At 36.0% G+C, this 14,407-nt stretch carries 14 protein-coding genes; 3 read left to right on the top strand and 11 right to left on the bottom strand.

What is annotated here, in order from left to right; translation table 11 throughout:
* Positions 1-63: 63 nt before the first annotated feature.
* Positions 64-363 carry a rhodanese-like domain-containing protein gene (locus M2372_RS09525; protein WP_115973040.1) on the top strand — a complete coding sequence of 100 codons (300 nt, stop codon included), beginning with the start codon at positions 64-66 and terminating at the stop codon, positions 361-363.
* 33 nt (positions 364-396) lie between these two features.
* Positions 397-1,008: a hypothetical protein gene (locus tag M2372_RS09530; protein ID WP_310473120.1), complete on the top strand. Its 612-nt coding sequence runs from the start codon at positions 397-399 to the stop codon at positions 1,006-1,008.
* Between the two features lie 481 nt (positions 1,009-1,489).
* Here M2372_RS09530 and M2372_RS09535 read toward each other — a convergent pair whose 3' ends face one another.
* From M2372_RS09535 to M2372_RS09580, 10 genes are all read right to left on the bottom strand, one after another.
* Complete coding sequence (locus tag M2372_RS09535; protein WP_123320065.1) at positions 1,490-2,263, bottom strand: alpha/beta fold hydrolase; 774 nt, start codon at positions 2,261-2,263, stop codon at positions 1,490-1,492.
* Between the two features lie 31 nt (positions 2,264-2,294).
* Positions 2,295-3,284, bottom strand: coding sequence for a nitronate monooxygenase family protein (locus M2372_RS09540; RefSeq protein WP_228455740.1), 990 nt, complete (start codon positions 3,282-3,284; stop codon positions 2,295-2,297).
* A gap of 78 nt (positions 3,285-3,362) precedes the next feature.
* The gene (locus tag M2372_RS09545; protein ID WP_123320066.1) at positions 3,363-3,860 is read right to left on the bottom strand and encodes a hypothetical protein; all 498 of its coding nucleotides are present in this window, start codon (positions 3,858-3,860) and stop codon (positions 3,363-3,365) included.
* Positions 3,861-4,009: 149 nt separating this feature from the next.
* Positions 4,010-5,377, bottom strand: a complete 1,368-nt coding sequence (locus M2372_RS09550; RefSeq protein ID WP_115973036.1) for a peptidylprolyl isomerase — start codon at positions 5,375-5,377, stop codon at positions 4,010-4,012.
* An 86-nt stretch (positions 5,378-5,463) separates the two neighbouring features.
* Positions 5,464-6,387 (bottom strand): PfkB family carbohydrate kinase, encoded by a 924-nt coding sequence (locus tag M2372_RS09555; RefSeq protein ID WP_115973035.1) that lies wholly within the window; start codon positions 6,385-6,387, stop codon positions 5,464-5,466.
* Between the two features lie 27 nt (positions 6,388-6,414).
* The gene (gene gldD, locus M2372_RS09560) at positions 6,415-6,972 is read right to left on the bottom strand and encodes a gliding motility lipoprotein GldD (RefSeq protein WP_115973034.1); all 558 of its coding nucleotides are present in this window, start codon (positions 6,970-6,972) and stop codon (positions 6,415-6,417) included.
* Between the two features lie 44 nt (positions 6,973-7,016).
* Positions 7,017-8,051 carry an A/G-specific adenine glycosylase gene (gene mutY, locus M2372_RS09565; protein WP_123320067.1) on the bottom strand — a complete coding sequence of 345 codons (1,035 nt, stop codon included), beginning with the start codon at positions 8,049-8,051 and terminating at the stop codon, positions 7,017-7,019.
* 79 nt (positions 8,052-8,130) lie between these two features.
* Complete coding sequence (locus tag M2372_RS09570; protein WP_123947420.1) at positions 8,131-8,586, bottom strand: hypothetical protein; 456 nt, start codon at positions 8,584-8,586, stop codon at positions 8,131-8,133.
* A 78-nt stretch (positions 8,587-8,664) separates the two neighbouring features.
* Positions 8,665-10,029, bottom strand: coding sequence for a DUF5458 family protein (locus tag M2372_RS09575; protein ID WP_123320068.1), 1,365 nt, complete (start codon positions 10,027-10,029; stop codon positions 8,665-8,667).
* A gap of 20 nt (positions 10,030-10,049) precedes the next feature.
* Positions 10,050-10,496 carry a type VI secretion system contractile sheath small subunit gene (locus M2372_RS09580; protein ID WP_164464392.1) on the bottom strand — a complete coding sequence of 149 codons (447 nt, stop codon included), beginning with the start codon at positions 10,494-10,496 and terminating at the stop codon, positions 10,050-10,052.
* 352 nt (positions 10,497-10,848) lie between these two features.
* Between M2372_RS09580 and M2372_RS09585 the strand changes: the two genes are divergently transcribed.
* Positions 10,849-11,895 (top strand): hypothetical protein, encoded by a 1,047-nt coding sequence (locus tag M2372_RS09585; RefSeq protein ID WP_123320135.1) that lies wholly within the window; start codon positions 10,849-10,851, stop codon positions 11,893-11,895.
* Positions 11,896-11,960: 65 nt separating this feature from the next.
* Here M2372_RS09585 and M2372_RS09590 read toward each other — a convergent pair whose 3' ends face one another.
* Positions 11,961-14,057 carry a M13 family metallopeptidase gene (locus M2372_RS09590; RefSeq protein WP_123320069.1) on the bottom strand — a complete coding sequence of 699 codons (2,097 nt, stop codon included), beginning with the start codon at positions 14,055-14,057 and terminating at the stop codon, positions 11,961-11,963.
* Positions 14,058-14,407: the final 350 nt, after the last annotated feature.

The raw sequence follows: 14,407 nt of genomic DNA on the forward strand, positions 1-14,407 counted from the left end.
AGATTTTTTTCAAAAAAAAATTACGTAATTTCGTCTACAATTTAATGTTTAAAATAAACAACTATGTCTTTAATAGAAGTAATACAATCTGGAAACTATGAATTAATTGATGTTCGTGAGCCAATGGAGCTTGAAATGGACGGAAATATAGAGGGTGCTAAAAATATTCCACTGGGTGAAGTAGAAGAGAGACAGGATGAGATCCTTTCTATCGAAAAACCTGTAATTTTATTCTGCAGAAGTGGAAACAGAAGCGGAAAAGCATTAGAGTATCTTAACTCACAAGGATTAAAGGATGGTCATAACGGCGGAGGCTGGTCTGAGCTAAAGGCTGTTCTTGAAGCAAACAGAGGAACTTTTTAAAAGTTCCTTTTTTTATACCCTACCACCATGAATATGAGAGATCAATTTGAACAGCTTTGTTTCCCTTTTACTAAAGATCTGAACTTAATTGATGAACTGTGGAAAGAGATTGAAACAAAATATACTGAAAAGGGCAGACATTATCACAATCTTCTTCATCTCAGAAATATGTTCGCAGAGCTTGAACCATCGAAAAACAAAATCTCTGATTTTACAGCAGTTTCTTTTTCCATATTCTATCATGATATTGTTTATAATGCAACGTCTAAATCCAATGAAGAAAAAAGTGCGTTAAAGGCCAAAGAACGACTTTCTGAACTGGGATTACCTCAGGATACTATTGAAGCTGTTTCTGATCAGATCCTGGCGACAAAGCTTCATCAGATATCAATAAACGAAGACACCAATTATCTTCTGGATGCAGATCTTTCAATCCTAGGCAAAGATTTTGAAAGTTATCTGGCCTATACCAAAATGATTAGGAAAGAATACTCGATCTATCCGGATCTGCTTTATAAGCCCGGAAGAAAGAAGGTATTAAAACATTTTCTGGAGCTTGATACAATCTTTAAGACAGACTATTTTAAAGATAAATATGAGATGCAGGCAAAAAAAAATATTGCAGCGGAAATTGATTTACTATAATCGAAAATAAAGAAGAGATGCAAATTTTGCATCTCTTCACACATTCACACCTAACATACATTTAATGATCCCCATCATTAACTTCACATACCTATTAATAAAATCTAGGTTGTAAAAATAGAAAATATTATATCCCTAATTAGTGATATTTATTGTTTGTTTATTGTAATTTTAACGATAAAATAATGGTCTAATCCCCATTAATACTATTCATTTTTTAATAAATTCTGTAAAAAATCTCACAGTCCGTATTCTATATCAGGAAAATAGTTCGGTATTTTTTCTGATAAGATTAAAGGCCAATAAAACGGCCTGATTTCTATGTTTAATACATATTGTACAAAACAATATCTACCTGTATAATATGTGTACAAATAAAATCTAGAACTGTTTATTTAAAGAGAACAGCTAAAGTATGCAGCTTTTAAAATATCAATTTAATTCAAAAAAAGCACCCTATCATGAATAAGATGCTTAAATTTTATTTTGTATTTCTATTTACGAATTCTACTGCTCTTTTGAATACCAAGTCCGGAGCTTCTTTATGAGGTGTATGCCCAATCCCAGGAATAATGTATTTGTCTACACTTCCACTTACCTGTGAAACGGTTTTCTCTACCTGATCCAAAGTTCCGTACTCATCAGCTTCTCCCTGAATGAATAATAGAGGACAAATAATATCCTTCAGGAGATATTCAATGTTCCAGGCTCTGTAATCATCGCGGGTCCATGTTTCCGTCCAGGCTTTAAATAGCGTTTCTACCTTATCACCATGGTATTTCTGCAGACGTTCCGGCAGATTTGTAGTTTTGTAAGCTTCCCATGCATCATAAACGCCTTTTAAAGTGACATCTTCCACAAATATATGCCCGGCTTCACAAATGACAGCTTCTACCCTTTCCGGATATTTTGCTGCAGTAATTAAGGCAATGGTTCCTCCATCACTGTGACCGAACAAAATAGCTTTGTCAATATTGAGCTCTGCTAATAATTCATTCAGCAGAGCTGCTTCCAGCTCCATATAGTTCACAGGTCTTATGTGAGTAGGCATAGGATAGGATTTTCCATATCCTAACCGGTCATAAACAAGAACATTACATTGTGTAGCTTCTGAAAGCCTGACTGGTAAATCTCTCCAAAGCTGTACAGATCCAAGCGAATCATGCAGAAAGACAATAGTTGGTTTATCCTCAAACGAATTGTAGTATTCTGTATATAGTTTTTTCCCTTTTACATCAATGATTCTTTCCTCCATTAATTCAAATAATATATGATATGGTCAATTTTTAAAAGGAAGGCATTTTTGTTTCTTCAAACTCCTTCAATAAATGATTAAAGACTGTTTCCACCGGAATGATATCATCAATAAGTGCTGAAACCTGTCCTATTTCAAGCTCTCCATCTTCCATGTCACCTTCAAACATTCCTTTTTTTGCTCTTGCTCTTCCTAGCGATGCAATAAGTGCTTCTTTATTTCTTCCGGCAAGATAAACATCTTCAAGTTCGTTAAAGAACTTATTTTTAACCATTCTTACAGGAGCCAGCTCTTTTAGTGTAAGATGCGTATCTCCTTCCTGAAGTTCGGTAATTTTCTTTTTCCAGTTCTCGTGAGCACTGGCTTCTGTTGTAGCCGCGAATCTGGAGCCTATCTGTACTCCGTCTGCTCCCAGAATCATTGCAGCTTTCATCTGAGAACCTAAGGCAATTCCTCCTGCAGCAATTAATGGTTTGGAAATATGCTTTTTGACATTTGGAATAAGGCAGAATGTTGTAGTTTCATCTCTCCCGTTGTGTCCTCCTGCTTCGAACCCTTCTGCCACTATTGCATCTACTCCTGCATCTTCACATTTTACAGCAAATTTGGTAGAGGAAACTACGTGAGCAACCTTCAGTCCTTCTTTTTGTAAGGTTTCTGTATACGTTTTCGGATTTCCAGCTGATGTAAACACAATTTTCACCCCTTCTTCCAGGATGATCTGAATGATTTCATCAAGGTTAGGATACAGCATAGGCACATTCACTCCAAAAGGCATATTGGTAGCCTGTTTGCACTTCTGAATGTTTTCCCTGAGAATATCAGGATACATACTCCCTGCTCCTATTAATCCTAATCCACCACAATTGGAAACAGCAGAAGCCAGCCTCCATCCGGAATGCCAGATCATCCCAGCCTGAATAATCGGATATTTAATATTAAAAAGTTCTGAAATTCTATTTTGATTGGCCTGCATGTCGTGTAATTTTTTTGCCGCGTTGAAATCTATAAAATTGCTCATGTTGTAAAAATACTAAAAACAAAGATTTTCAGCCCCCTACATTTATTAAAAAAATCATTAGAAAACCACTTAAGCCCATTATTTCTTATACCGCTCCAGAACTGTATCTATAATTGAACTGATCTTAAAAAAATTTTGAACCAATTCTTCAATATTTCCCTGTATATTATCTTCTTTCAAATCAACCCATCCCTGCATTAATGTTAGTGGGCCAAATTCAATATTTACATTTGGCCAGTCTTTATGGTATTTCCTGAATTCATTCCTAAAATCCTGAGCAAATTTTCTACTTGATAATGCATGTTTTTTTAATTCTCTCAGCTTTAGAGCATGGATATTATAATACATTCTTCCTTCCTGAATTGTTTTGTCATTTATCCATATTGAAAAGAAAATCCTCCCTATAGCATCTAATGGTGAATTTAAATCAGAGGACCATTCCGGTTTAAATACTTTAAGAGCAACAGAATCAAGAACAGTATCAACAGATACATCCAACTTATTATTTTCAAGTTTTTCTTTAAGTACTTCTGTTATGGCCAGGTGAAATTTATTAAGATAAAATTCGTAATCCATGTTTTGGTTTTTGTAAAGTTATCAAATAATTCCATCCAAAATGACAGATGCAGAATACCTGTTTGTGCTTATCATAAAGAATCATTCTTTTTTATACCTGACTCTTCAGCATAAAAAAAAACCTTCAGAAATTTCTGAAGGTTTTAATCTTATTTTTTAACTGATTCTTTTTTCCAGTTGGATTTAAAGCTACAGTTATCGTAACGTCCGTCGATGGATATGAAAGTAGTTGGCAACTTGGAGTTGACAAATTTTTCAACCATTTCGTTTTTCTTTTTATTGAGCGCCATCTGCTTGATTCGGCTGAAGTCTGTTTCCAGAGTGATCTGGTGAGCAGGAATCACATCTTCAAGCTTGATGATTTTCACAGCTTTTCTTCTGTTCTCTTCATCTTCAAAAGCAGAAGTAATATCTCCTTTATTCAAACCTGCCAATTCATAGCTGATTGTTCCCGGGATACTTTCTCTTTCGATTTTATCTGAACCATCACCACCAGGAATTATCCCTGCATTGAATTTGGTTCTTTTATCATCTGAAAACTTGAAAGCAGCATCTTTAAAAGTCATCTTCCCATCCGTAATTAATCCTCTGATGCTGTCTAATTTTGCTTTTGCAGTTTTAAGTTCTTCTTCTGTAGGTGTTGCTTTCAAAAGAATGTGTCTTGCATCATATACTTTACCTGATCTCTTCAGCAGCTGAATGATGTGGTATCCGAATTCAGATTCAATAGGGTCTGAGATCTCGTTTTCCTGAAGATTTAAAGCAGCAGCTTCAAACGGCTTCACCATCTGTCCTTTGTTGATATTTTTGTACAATCCACCATTGGAAGCAGAACCCTCATCTTCAGAATAAATTCTTGCCTGACTTTCGAAAGTTTCTCCGCCAATAATATCCTGTTTGATCTTTTTCAGTCTGTTGATAAGATCTTGCTTATGAGCCTCCGTCAAAGTTGGATACATCATGATCTGTGCTAAGGTAATTTCATCTTTTACCTGTGGCAACTGCATTTTATACATATTATAAAAGTCAGTTACCTCATTAGGAGTTACGTCTGCTTTATCAGTAACTCTCTGGTATTTTGCCTGTCCGTAATACTGGTCGGTATCGATTTTTTCGATAGCGTTTTTCATTTCGTAGGCATTTTTGAATTTATAAGCAGTTAATAATGCCTTTTCATCTGGAAATTGAGAAAGCAACTGACGGTATTTTTGATTAGCCTGCTCTTTGATCGCTGCAGAACGGTTTTCAATTAATGTATCTTTTTTTGCTTCGTATACAAGAAGTTTGTTGCTGATAAGGCTTTCAAGGAACTCACATTTGTCTGTATTGGCAGCTCCCTGTTGTTTTCCATAATTCATCTGCTCAGTAACATCTGATTCCAAAACGATTTCATTTCCGATCACAGCAGCAATACCATCCACTAAATCTCCTGGTTTTAGCTGGGCATTCATCATATTGGAAGAAAAAATCATGATGAAAATCCCAAGAAGATAAGTGATTTTTAGTCTATTTGTCATTTTACTATTTTAACAAGTTGCAAATTTAGAATTCTTAACGAATTTCACTCAATTTTTTATTATAAATATTTCTTAAAAAGACTTATTTATTGCAGTTCAATATCAAAAGTTGTCAATTCTTTAAATTGTCTCAATCTGCTGAACATATCTGATTCGTTAACTTCTTCAATTCTTTGTGTTCCGAATTTTTCTACAGTGAAAGAAGCCATTGCAGATCCCACGATCAATGCAGACTTCATCGTATCAAAATCAATTTTACCTTTTTTAGCAAGATAAGCAGCAAAACCACCTGCGAAAGTATCTCCTGCTCCGGTTGGATCAAAAACATCTTCCAACGGTAGTGCCGGGATAGCAAATACTTTACCGTCATGGAAAAGTAAAGCTCCGTGCTCTCCTTTTTTGATGATTACATATTCAGGTCCCATTGCATGGATCTTTTTAGCAGCTTTTACAAGAGAATATTCTCCTGAAAGTTGTCTTGCTTCTTCGTCATTGATGGTAATTACATCCGTTTTAGCGATCATATCCATCAGAATATCCCATGCACAATCCATCCAGAAATTCATCGTATCAAGGATTACAAGCTTAGGACGGTTGTTCATTTTTTCCAATACGGATAGCTGAACTCCAGGGTGTAGGTTTCCAAGCAATAAAATTTCGGCATCCTGCATTGAATCCGGGATTTTCGGATCAAAGTTCTCCAATACGTTTACTTCTGTAGCCAAAGTATCTCTGGTGTTCAGATCATTGTGATATTTTCCTGACCAGAAGAATGTTTTTCCTTCTTTTACGATTTCAATTCCTTCGATGTTTACTTCTCTGTCTGTAAACATATCAAGGTGTTCCTGTGGAAAGTCTCCTCCTACTACAGAAACAATACCGGATTTAACGCCTAAAATAGATGAAGTGATCCCAATATAAGTAGCAGCTCCGCCTAAAATTTTGTCCGTTTTACCAAATGGTGTTTCAATTGCATCAAATGCAACACTTCCTACAACTAAAAGTTTCATATATTTTTCAATGTATATTAAAAGTAATTATTTTTTCCATTCAAAAGAGTCCAGCATATGTTTCATATCGTTTTTGATATAATTCACAGCAGGAGCCAGAGAGTCCGGTTTCGGTCTCGTATTAAAGTATAAGTAACCAGTCACGAAGTGTTTCGCGCTGTCTGTAATGTAAAATTGAAGATTGGAAGCACTCTGCCCTTTCAGCTCATAGAAATTCCCGTATACTTTCTTTTCAGGATATTCAAAGGATTTTGTATCTATGGAACTGGCTTTGATGGTATGCTCATATACCATTTTTTCAGCTTCTTTAATGTGTTCTGCAAAGTCATTCTGTATCGGGTAATAGGTCACAAAAACCTTTGCCTTCATTTGAGGATAGTTCAGATAATACCAACACGGTTTTTTTGCTGCAGTAATATTAGCAAAATCCGAATACTCGAAAGTATAAGCACAGTTGTTTTCAAACTTCTGGTACTTCGGTGCCGGGTATTCCAGACGCAGTTCTCCGTACGGTTTTGGAACCGGGTCTTTTCCGCATGAAATTAAAAGCAGTGATACAAAAATAAAAATGACTTTTTTAATCATTTTGCAAAAGTACAAATTAGATTTCAGATTTCGGAAGACAAATTTCAGTCTTTCAATGAGTTTTGAATGTAATTTTCCAAAGGCTTCGGAAAGGATTTTTCATGGGAACCTTCAACGTCTGTAATCAGGTATTGATTTTCAGTAATAAAACGATTCCAAATCTCTTCTGAAGGCACCTCAATATTCAATATTTCAATACTTAAGTTCTTATGCGTCAGTTTATGGGTAATCGTTTTTGAACCAGTGATAAAGGTTTCCATGTCAGCAGAAATAGAAGATGGAAATTCAAATAATTTTTTCCAGATAAAGTCATCTTTTCTCTGACGGATCAGAAATTGCCCGTTTCTGTGAACAAAATAATAGGTCAAAGCAAGATCTTCAGCCTTTACTTTTTTCGTTTTCACAGGATAATCAGAGATTTTCTGTAGGGAAAAAGCCAGACAGTCTTCATGGATCGGGCATTCTCCACACAAAGGATTTTTGGGTTTACAGATCTCGGAACCGATATCCATCATCGCCTGATTGAAATCTCCAACATTATCCGGCATTATCAATGTCGCCAACTCAGAAAAATAAGTAAATGCCCTTGAGTTTGAAATATCAAAATCATCAGCAAAGAAACGGCTCAGGACCCGGTAGAAGTTTCCATCAACAGCAGGCATTTTTCCATCAAAACAAATACTTGAAACAGCTGCTGCTGTATACTTTCCTATTCCTTTCAGTTTTAAAATTTCTTCGTATTGGGCTGGAAATATTCCATCATAATCATTCATGATCTGCTGAGAAGCTTTATGGATATTGATGGCTCTGGAATAATAGCCTAAGCCTTTCCAGTAAAGCAACACTTCATTTTCCTCAGCTTCAGCTAAGGTTTTTACATCAGGAAATCGTTTAATAAAATTATTATAATGATTAAGGCCCTGATTGATTCTTGTCTGCTGAAATACAATTTCACAGATCCAGATTTTATAGGGATCTTTTGTCTGTCTGAAAGGCAGATCTCTTGCATTGTTCCGATACCATTTCAAAAGCCTGTTTCCTACATGAAGGAATTCTGAGGTTGCACTATTCTTTTCCAAAAACCAATCAATTTAAGTCACTGAAGAGCTTTTATCTCTTCATCCTGCATTATTCCAGGAACGCAAAGATAGGTTTATTTTATTTTTTCTTCACAGAATATACGGAAGCCCCTCTCAGCCATTGATACTTAAGATTTCTTTCTTTCGCAATAAAACGGTAGCCATCTAATTTTTTCAGGTACAAGTACATGGAATCCTCTTTCAGTTTTAGCTTATGGGGAGATAAAAACATCATCGGCAATTCCAAAGTGGAGTCTCTTACTGTTTTTAAAACTTTTCCGGATCTTACTTTATAAAGAAAAAATGATTTTCCACGGCCTTTTGAACTGTCTGCCAGCTTTACTTCCGAACTTGCTAAAACCAATTCACTTCCATCAAAACATTCTTCTTCATCCATGATGTAAGCTTTTCCTTCCTGACGTTCGTCTGCAAAAAGGTCTTCTTCATATTGATCCGGGCTTTGGTATTTTTTTTCACAGCTTACCAAAAGCATCATCAATAGAAGAGGCAAACCAATGATAAGTTTGATATTCATTTTAATATTCATAGGTATTGGTAGAAAAAAACCGATGTAAAAAATGCATCGGTTTTTATGATTAAAAATAAGGTGTTATTATTCCTGAGTGTATTGTGCATCCCATTCGTTACCATCATCTCCTTTATGTCCGTCTAGTTTAATAACAAAACTTTTTGTAGGGAAATAAGGTGTCATACGGATATCAAGCCATACTCTGTCTTTGTTTACTCTATCCTGTTCGAAACGAACGATCTTGAATTTCTCGATCAATTTGTCTGGTCCTTTGATATTGTCAAGGAAAGTAACAATTTGTCTTCTCAAATCGTCTTCGTTCTTAGCATTCCAGTTTTCGAAGGCTCTTCTGTTCAGGAAGTCTAGCAATACTTTAGTTACATAGTCGAATACACGAACTACAGAATAGGTCTGAAGACCGATGTTGTCTCCTGTAAATAATGTCTTTGCAGAGAAAGCCATAATTTTACCATATTCGTTAACCATTGGTACAAGACCCATTTTTTCCAACTGAGAAATTTCACTTTTCTTCAATTCGAATTTTACAGCGTCTACTTCGTTGATGTTACCATGTTTTTTACCTGCTGCTACCTGAGACATCAGTGTTTTATGGATTTTTCCTGCTAATGAAGTGGAAGGTGGAAGTTCTACGTTTTCTTCTTCTCCTACTTCTTCTGCTTTTCCACGTCCTACTAGCCAGTTACACGTCATGATCACGTTACTTCTGTGAAGTTCCCCACCTGTAAGGTTTGCAGAATGGAATAAATCTACAACGTCATCCGGCTTATCAAGGTTTGCAAAGTCTGTAACCATCATTACTTTGTTCTCGTTACAGATTTTAGCCCACTTTTCAATAACTTTATTAGATCCTAAGTATCCGGGGATAGCAAGGAGTGAGTAGTTATCTCTAAGGTCTAAACGGTCATAATAATTTTTGAATTCTTCAGAGATGGCATCAATGAATAAAGGATTGTCAAGGTCTGAAACCTGATCAAGGCTTGCATTAACAATACTTACGTTATCCACTTTATCCAATTCTGTATTTTTATAGAATTGAGCTACCGTTCTATAGTTGGTTTCCAACAGACGAACTGCATCCAGTGTACTTTTTAAGTTTTTCTTTAAATTCTGATCAGCCAGTTGTGCTTTGGTTTTGCACGTATCAGCCATTTTATCAGCAGATTCACTACCTTCAAGAAGGCTTACCCAAAGATTGATCTTCTGAAGAAGTTCTTTTCTTTCTTCTGCCTTATTGTTATCATTTAGGAAGATTTCTTTCCTTGCTTTTCTTGTTGGGTTCATATTGGCGATCCCGTCCACAACGGATTCAACAAAGCCAAAACCTCCCATTTTATTGAGCTCTGCAAGCGGGTTGCCTTTCGGCTGCCCTGAGTGCTGCTGCTGTTGTCCCTGCTGCTGGCTTTCCTGCGCCTGTAATTTGCTATCCATGATTTAATGTAAGTCTTTAATTATTTTTCAAGTTCTTGTGCTACATCTTTCAATACTTCGATGAACGCAGCTCTTGTCTGGTCGTTCTCCAGCATATTGCGAAGAATTTTATTGGTTTTTAACTGACGTACAATTTTGTTGTACTGCTCCTGCTCCATGCTCAGTTGCTGAAGATAATCAGATTTCTGAGTAAGGCTTTTAGGAGTAAAGTCTCCAAGATTCTGAAAACGGAATTCTTCGTCAACCACTCCCCCATCTTCTGTTTCGTGTTGTACTGCCACAGAAGGCTGAAAGTGTTTGAACACATCTTCCACAGTTTTTAATCCTGTTACAATTTCAGGGGTATAAGATTCGTCTGTTGTAAGCTGGCTTACTATCAGTGATTTATTTTCCTGTATTTCCTGAATAGCTTCATTAGCGTCTACTTTTACCTCGTTTCCGCCAACACCATAATTAAACATTGCCATATTATTATTATTTTGAGATTTACTATTTTGGTTTGGATCTGTCTTTGAGCAATTTACAGATTATTCAAATAAATTACTAATCCAAAGTTTAAATTTAAAAAAAAACTGTAACATACAAAATTTTGTCAAGATTTTTCTTAAACTATTTAAATTTATCTATATTTATTTAACATAAAATCACCATCTTACGATGTCACTAAGCTATGAAAAAATAAATAAAAACAAACACACAGTGATAAAATAAAATCCTGATGCATTTTGCATTTATAAAAGAGAACAAATATGTGTTAAATAAGAATTCCTGTGAGGTGAAGAAAAATATTCTTTATATTTAGATAAAGTAAACAGAATGATGAAAGATGTAAAGATCGCATTTAGAAAACCCATATATCCTGTTTCTGAAGGATTGCAGCAGTATTTGGAAAAGCATAACAGAACAACCAAGATCCAGTTTTTATATGAAGACCTGCTAAGATTCAGTGACAGTGTGAATATTCTGGATAAAGAAGGCAAGGACACTTTATGGCTCGGGGTACTGTATTCTGAATATGAGTTTAAAGAAATAGAAGCTAATTTAAATAAGATTTACACCCTCCTTCATTCTGATGGAGATGAAGCTACTCTCCCTTATCTGAAAGTGGATACCATTGACTTCTGTACTTTCGGAAATTCTAAACCTTTCCGGATCCGGGTGAGAAATATCCTGAACGATAATTATACTAACTTTTATATTAAACAGGCTGATGCCTCCCGCATCTATGGACTGGAGCTTGAAGACCTGCTTTCTCCTAACCGGATTAATTTTCTGATCTACAAAAACACCTTAATTGAAGAACATATCTTAGGAATTCCCGGGGATGTATTTATTCAGAAACATATATCCAATTGCACAGAGCTGGAAAAGGCACAGATTTCCAAGGAATTTGTAAAATTCAATGAACGCTGTCTCATTGGGCTTCTTGGTGATATGCGTTCTTATAATTATGTGATTATTCCTATCCATGATTTTGACCAGGTTATTTACAGAATCCGCCCGATTGATTTTGACCAGCAATGCTATGAAGGAAATTTGAAAGTTTATCTTCCCCAGTATTTCAAAGAAAATCATCCGATGGTTACCATGGTACTGGAAAAGCTGAAGCCTAACTCTATAGAACAGTATCGTAAAGAGGTACGTTCACAGATTGTAAAAAGAGTAACGAGCAGCCAAAGCAGATTCAGTGAACTGATTTCTATTATGAAAACCGAAAATATTGCACCGGAAGCTAATGTTACTGAGTTAAAAACAGCTTTACAAAAACTCACCTATGATGTCAACTTCAAGTATTGTAAGACCATGGGAGACATTATAGAAACCGGAATAAAGTTTGTGATCCGGAATTATAAGAAAGCATTTTAAAAAGAGAATCCGTCCCACATTGCATTGAGACGGATTCTTTCTTTTCTAACAATTTTTTGGTACTCTTACCAAATTTTTATTCTGTCCTCAGGAGTTTTATACATTTTATCTCCCGATTTGATATCAAATGCTTTGATAAATGAATCCTGATTCACCAGTGGCCCGAAAGCTCTGTACATTCCCGGAGAGTGCGGGTCTGTTTTTACCTGATTGATCATATATTCGTTGGTTGCTTTTGTTCTCCAAACGGTAGCCCAGCTCATAAAGAATCTCTGATCCTGAGTAAATCCACTGATCTTCCCTGGGTTTCCTTTGTCTTTAAGATACATTTGAAGGGCATCGTAAGCTACTGCTACTCCTCCTAAGTCTCCAATATTTTCTCCACTTGTGAATTTACCGTTCACGAAACTTCCTTTTACCGGTTCGTAGCTACTATACTGAGCAGCCAGCTGAGCCACTTTTGCATCAAAGTTCTTGCGGTCGGTATCCGTCCACCAGTTGTTAAGATTTCCATCACCATCGAAGCGGGAACCACTGTCATCAAAACCGTGAGAGATCTCGTGACCGATTACAGCTCCAATTCCACCGAAGTTTACGGCTGCATCTGCCTTAGGATTGTAGAAAGGAGGCTGAAGGATTGCTGCCGGGAATACAATTTCGTTGTTTGAACCGCTATAATAAGCATTTACTGTTTGAGGAGACATTCCCCATTCTGTTTTGTCAACCGGTTTTCCTACTTTATCTAAATTTCTTTGGTATTGCCAAGCCGATACATTTTGCAGGTTAGCATATAATGATCCTCCCTGTTTTGGAGATTCTACTTTCAGTTGGCTATAGTCTTTCCATTTATCAGGATAAGCAATTTTTACTGTAAACTTGGATAGTTTTTCCTGAGCTTTTACTTTTGTTTCAGGAGACATCCAATCGATATTCGCAATATGGGTTTTAAATGATTTTAAAAGGTAATCAATATAGGTTTCCATCTGCTGTTTTGCTTCAGGAGTAAAGTATTTCTCTACGTATAATTTTCCGAATGCCTCACCAAGAACTCCATTCACAAGTGTTAACCCTCTTTTGTTCATAGGACGCTGTTCTTTTTGCCCCTGTAAATCTTTTGCATAGAAATCAAATCTGATCTGCTCAAGGTTTTCATCAAGATTACTGGCATTACCGTTAATCAGGTGATATTTCAGGTAGTCTTTTAATAGAGGCAGGTTTTTCTGTGTGATGAACTGGTCCATGTTCTGGTAATATTTCAGTTCACCGATGATTACCCTGTCTGTATTTACCCCTGCATCTTTAAGATATTTTGCAAGATCAACATTTTTCACAACCCCTGATAACTCAGAAACGTTTTTAGGATTGTATCTTAGGTTGGCATCTCTGTTCTGCTCCAATGTCAATAAATAATTGGCCAGCTGTTTTTCAAAATCCACCACATTCTGTGCAGCCTGAGTAGAATTTTTATATCCTAAAACCCCAAACAGTTTTCCAACGTAAGCCTGATATTGTCCTAATGTTTTAGTGTTGGCATCATTTACTTTCTGATAATAATCTCTTCCTAAACCAAGATCCGGACCTCCAAGATAGACAGCATTCATTTTGGAGTTTTTCATATCTGCTCCGGCTCTCCATCCGTAAAAGGAGTTATCTCCGATTTTTGTAGCTTCTAAAAGGTATTTCTGAAGATCATTAAGATTTTTAAGGGCATCAATTTTTGCCAGATCAGCTTTGATAGGATTTAATCCATCTGCATTTCTTTTAGCAGTATCCATAAAGGAAGCATAAAGACTCTGGATCTTTTGGCCTTCAGAACCTGCAGAATAATTTTCTGTAAGGATTTTGTTTAAAATATCCAATGAAGAATCATCTACATTTTCTCTCAAAGCATTGAAAGACCCCCAATTGGCTTTATCTGAAGGAATCTGAGTGGTTTTTACCCAATTTCCGTTCACATAGCTAAAAAAGTCATCCTGCGGACGGACACCTGTATCCATATAAGATAAATTGATCCCCTCCTCCTTTACTTCTTCTTTTACCGGCGTTGCAACTGTTGCTGTAGCCTCTGTTTTTGTATCAGTTCCTGCAGTTTTTGCAGCACCACATGAATTTAGCAATACTATACCGGAAAAGGCAAGTATACCAATATTTAGCTTTTTCATTGAAGATTATTTTTGATTTTACACAAACTTATCAAATATACGAACTTTGAGGATAAGTGATGAAGGATAATAAATAATTGATGAGAATAGTGAAAAATATGGGTTTAAAGTTCAAAGCTTGAGAGGTTCATTGTTTAAATTTTTCGGAATGATGGCTTAAAATTAGATTTCAGTTGGGGTAAGAGTTTTGTGGGGTCTGTAAACCACCCCGTCAAAAACCCTCTGAATTTTCACCTCCCTCAGGAGCTCATCTTGTAGGGGTTTTATAATTCTGCACCTTTTTTCAGGTAATAAAAACGCTGCATTGTTTGTGCTATTTTTTTAATCCCTGGAAAAGGGTAATTTTTTGT

Source organism: Chryseobacterium sp. BIGb0232, from assembly GCF_024810195.1.
GTDB lineage: Bacteria > Bacteroidota > Bacteroidia > Flavobacteriales > Weeksellaceae > Chryseobacterium > Chryseobacterium pennae.

Coding starts and splice junctions, on each gene's coding strand:
- M2372_RS09575 (WP_123320068.1), bottom strand. CDS start 10,029: ATGGATAGCAAATTACAGGCGCAGGAAAGCCAGCAGCAGGGACAACAG.
- M2372_RS09555 (WP_115973035.1), bottom strand. CDS start 6,387: ATGAAACTTTTAGTTGTAGGAAGTGTTGCATTTGATGCAATTGAAACA.
- M2372_RS09540 (WP_228455740.1), bottom strand. CDS start 3,284: ATGAGCAATTTTATAGATTTCAACGCGGCAAAAAAATTACACGACATG.
- M2372_RS09525 (WP_115973040.1), top strand. CDS start 64: ATGTCTTTAATAGAAGTAATACAATCTGGAAACTATGAATTAATTGAT.
- M2372_RS09570 (WP_123947420.1), bottom strand. CDS start 8,586: ATGAATATCAAACTTATCATTGGTTTGCCTCTTCTATTGATGATGCTT.
- M2372_RS09545 (WP_123320066.1), bottom strand. CDS start 3,860: ATGGATTACGAATTTTATCTTAATAAATTTCACCTGGCCATAACAGAA.
- M2372_RS09580 (WP_164464392.1), bottom strand. CDS start 10,496: ATGGCAATGTTTAATTATGGTGTTGGCGGAAACGAGGTAAAAGTAGAC.
- M2372_RS09550 (WP_115973036.1), bottom strand. CDS start 5,377: ATGACAAATAGACTAAAAATCACTTATCTTCTTGGGATTTTCATCATG.
- M2372_RS09585 (WP_123320135.1), top strand. CDS start 10,849: ATGAAAGATGTAAAGATCGCATTTAGAAAACCCATATATCCTGTTTCT.
- M2372_RS09530 (WP_310473120.1), top strand. CDS start 397: ATGAGAGATCAATTTGAACAGCTTTGTTTCCCTTTTACTAAAGATCTG.
- M2372_RS09535 (WP_123320065.1), bottom strand. CDS start 2,263: ATGGAGGAAAGAATCATTGATGTAAAAGGGAAAAAACTATATACAGAA.
- gldD (WP_115973034.1), bottom strand. CDS start 6,972: ATGATTAAAAAAGTCATTTTTATTTTTGTATCACTGCTTTTAATTTCA.
- M2372_RS09590 (WP_123320069.1), bottom strand. CDS start 14,057: ATGAAAAAGCTAAATATTGGTATACTTGCCTTTTCCGGTATAGTATTG.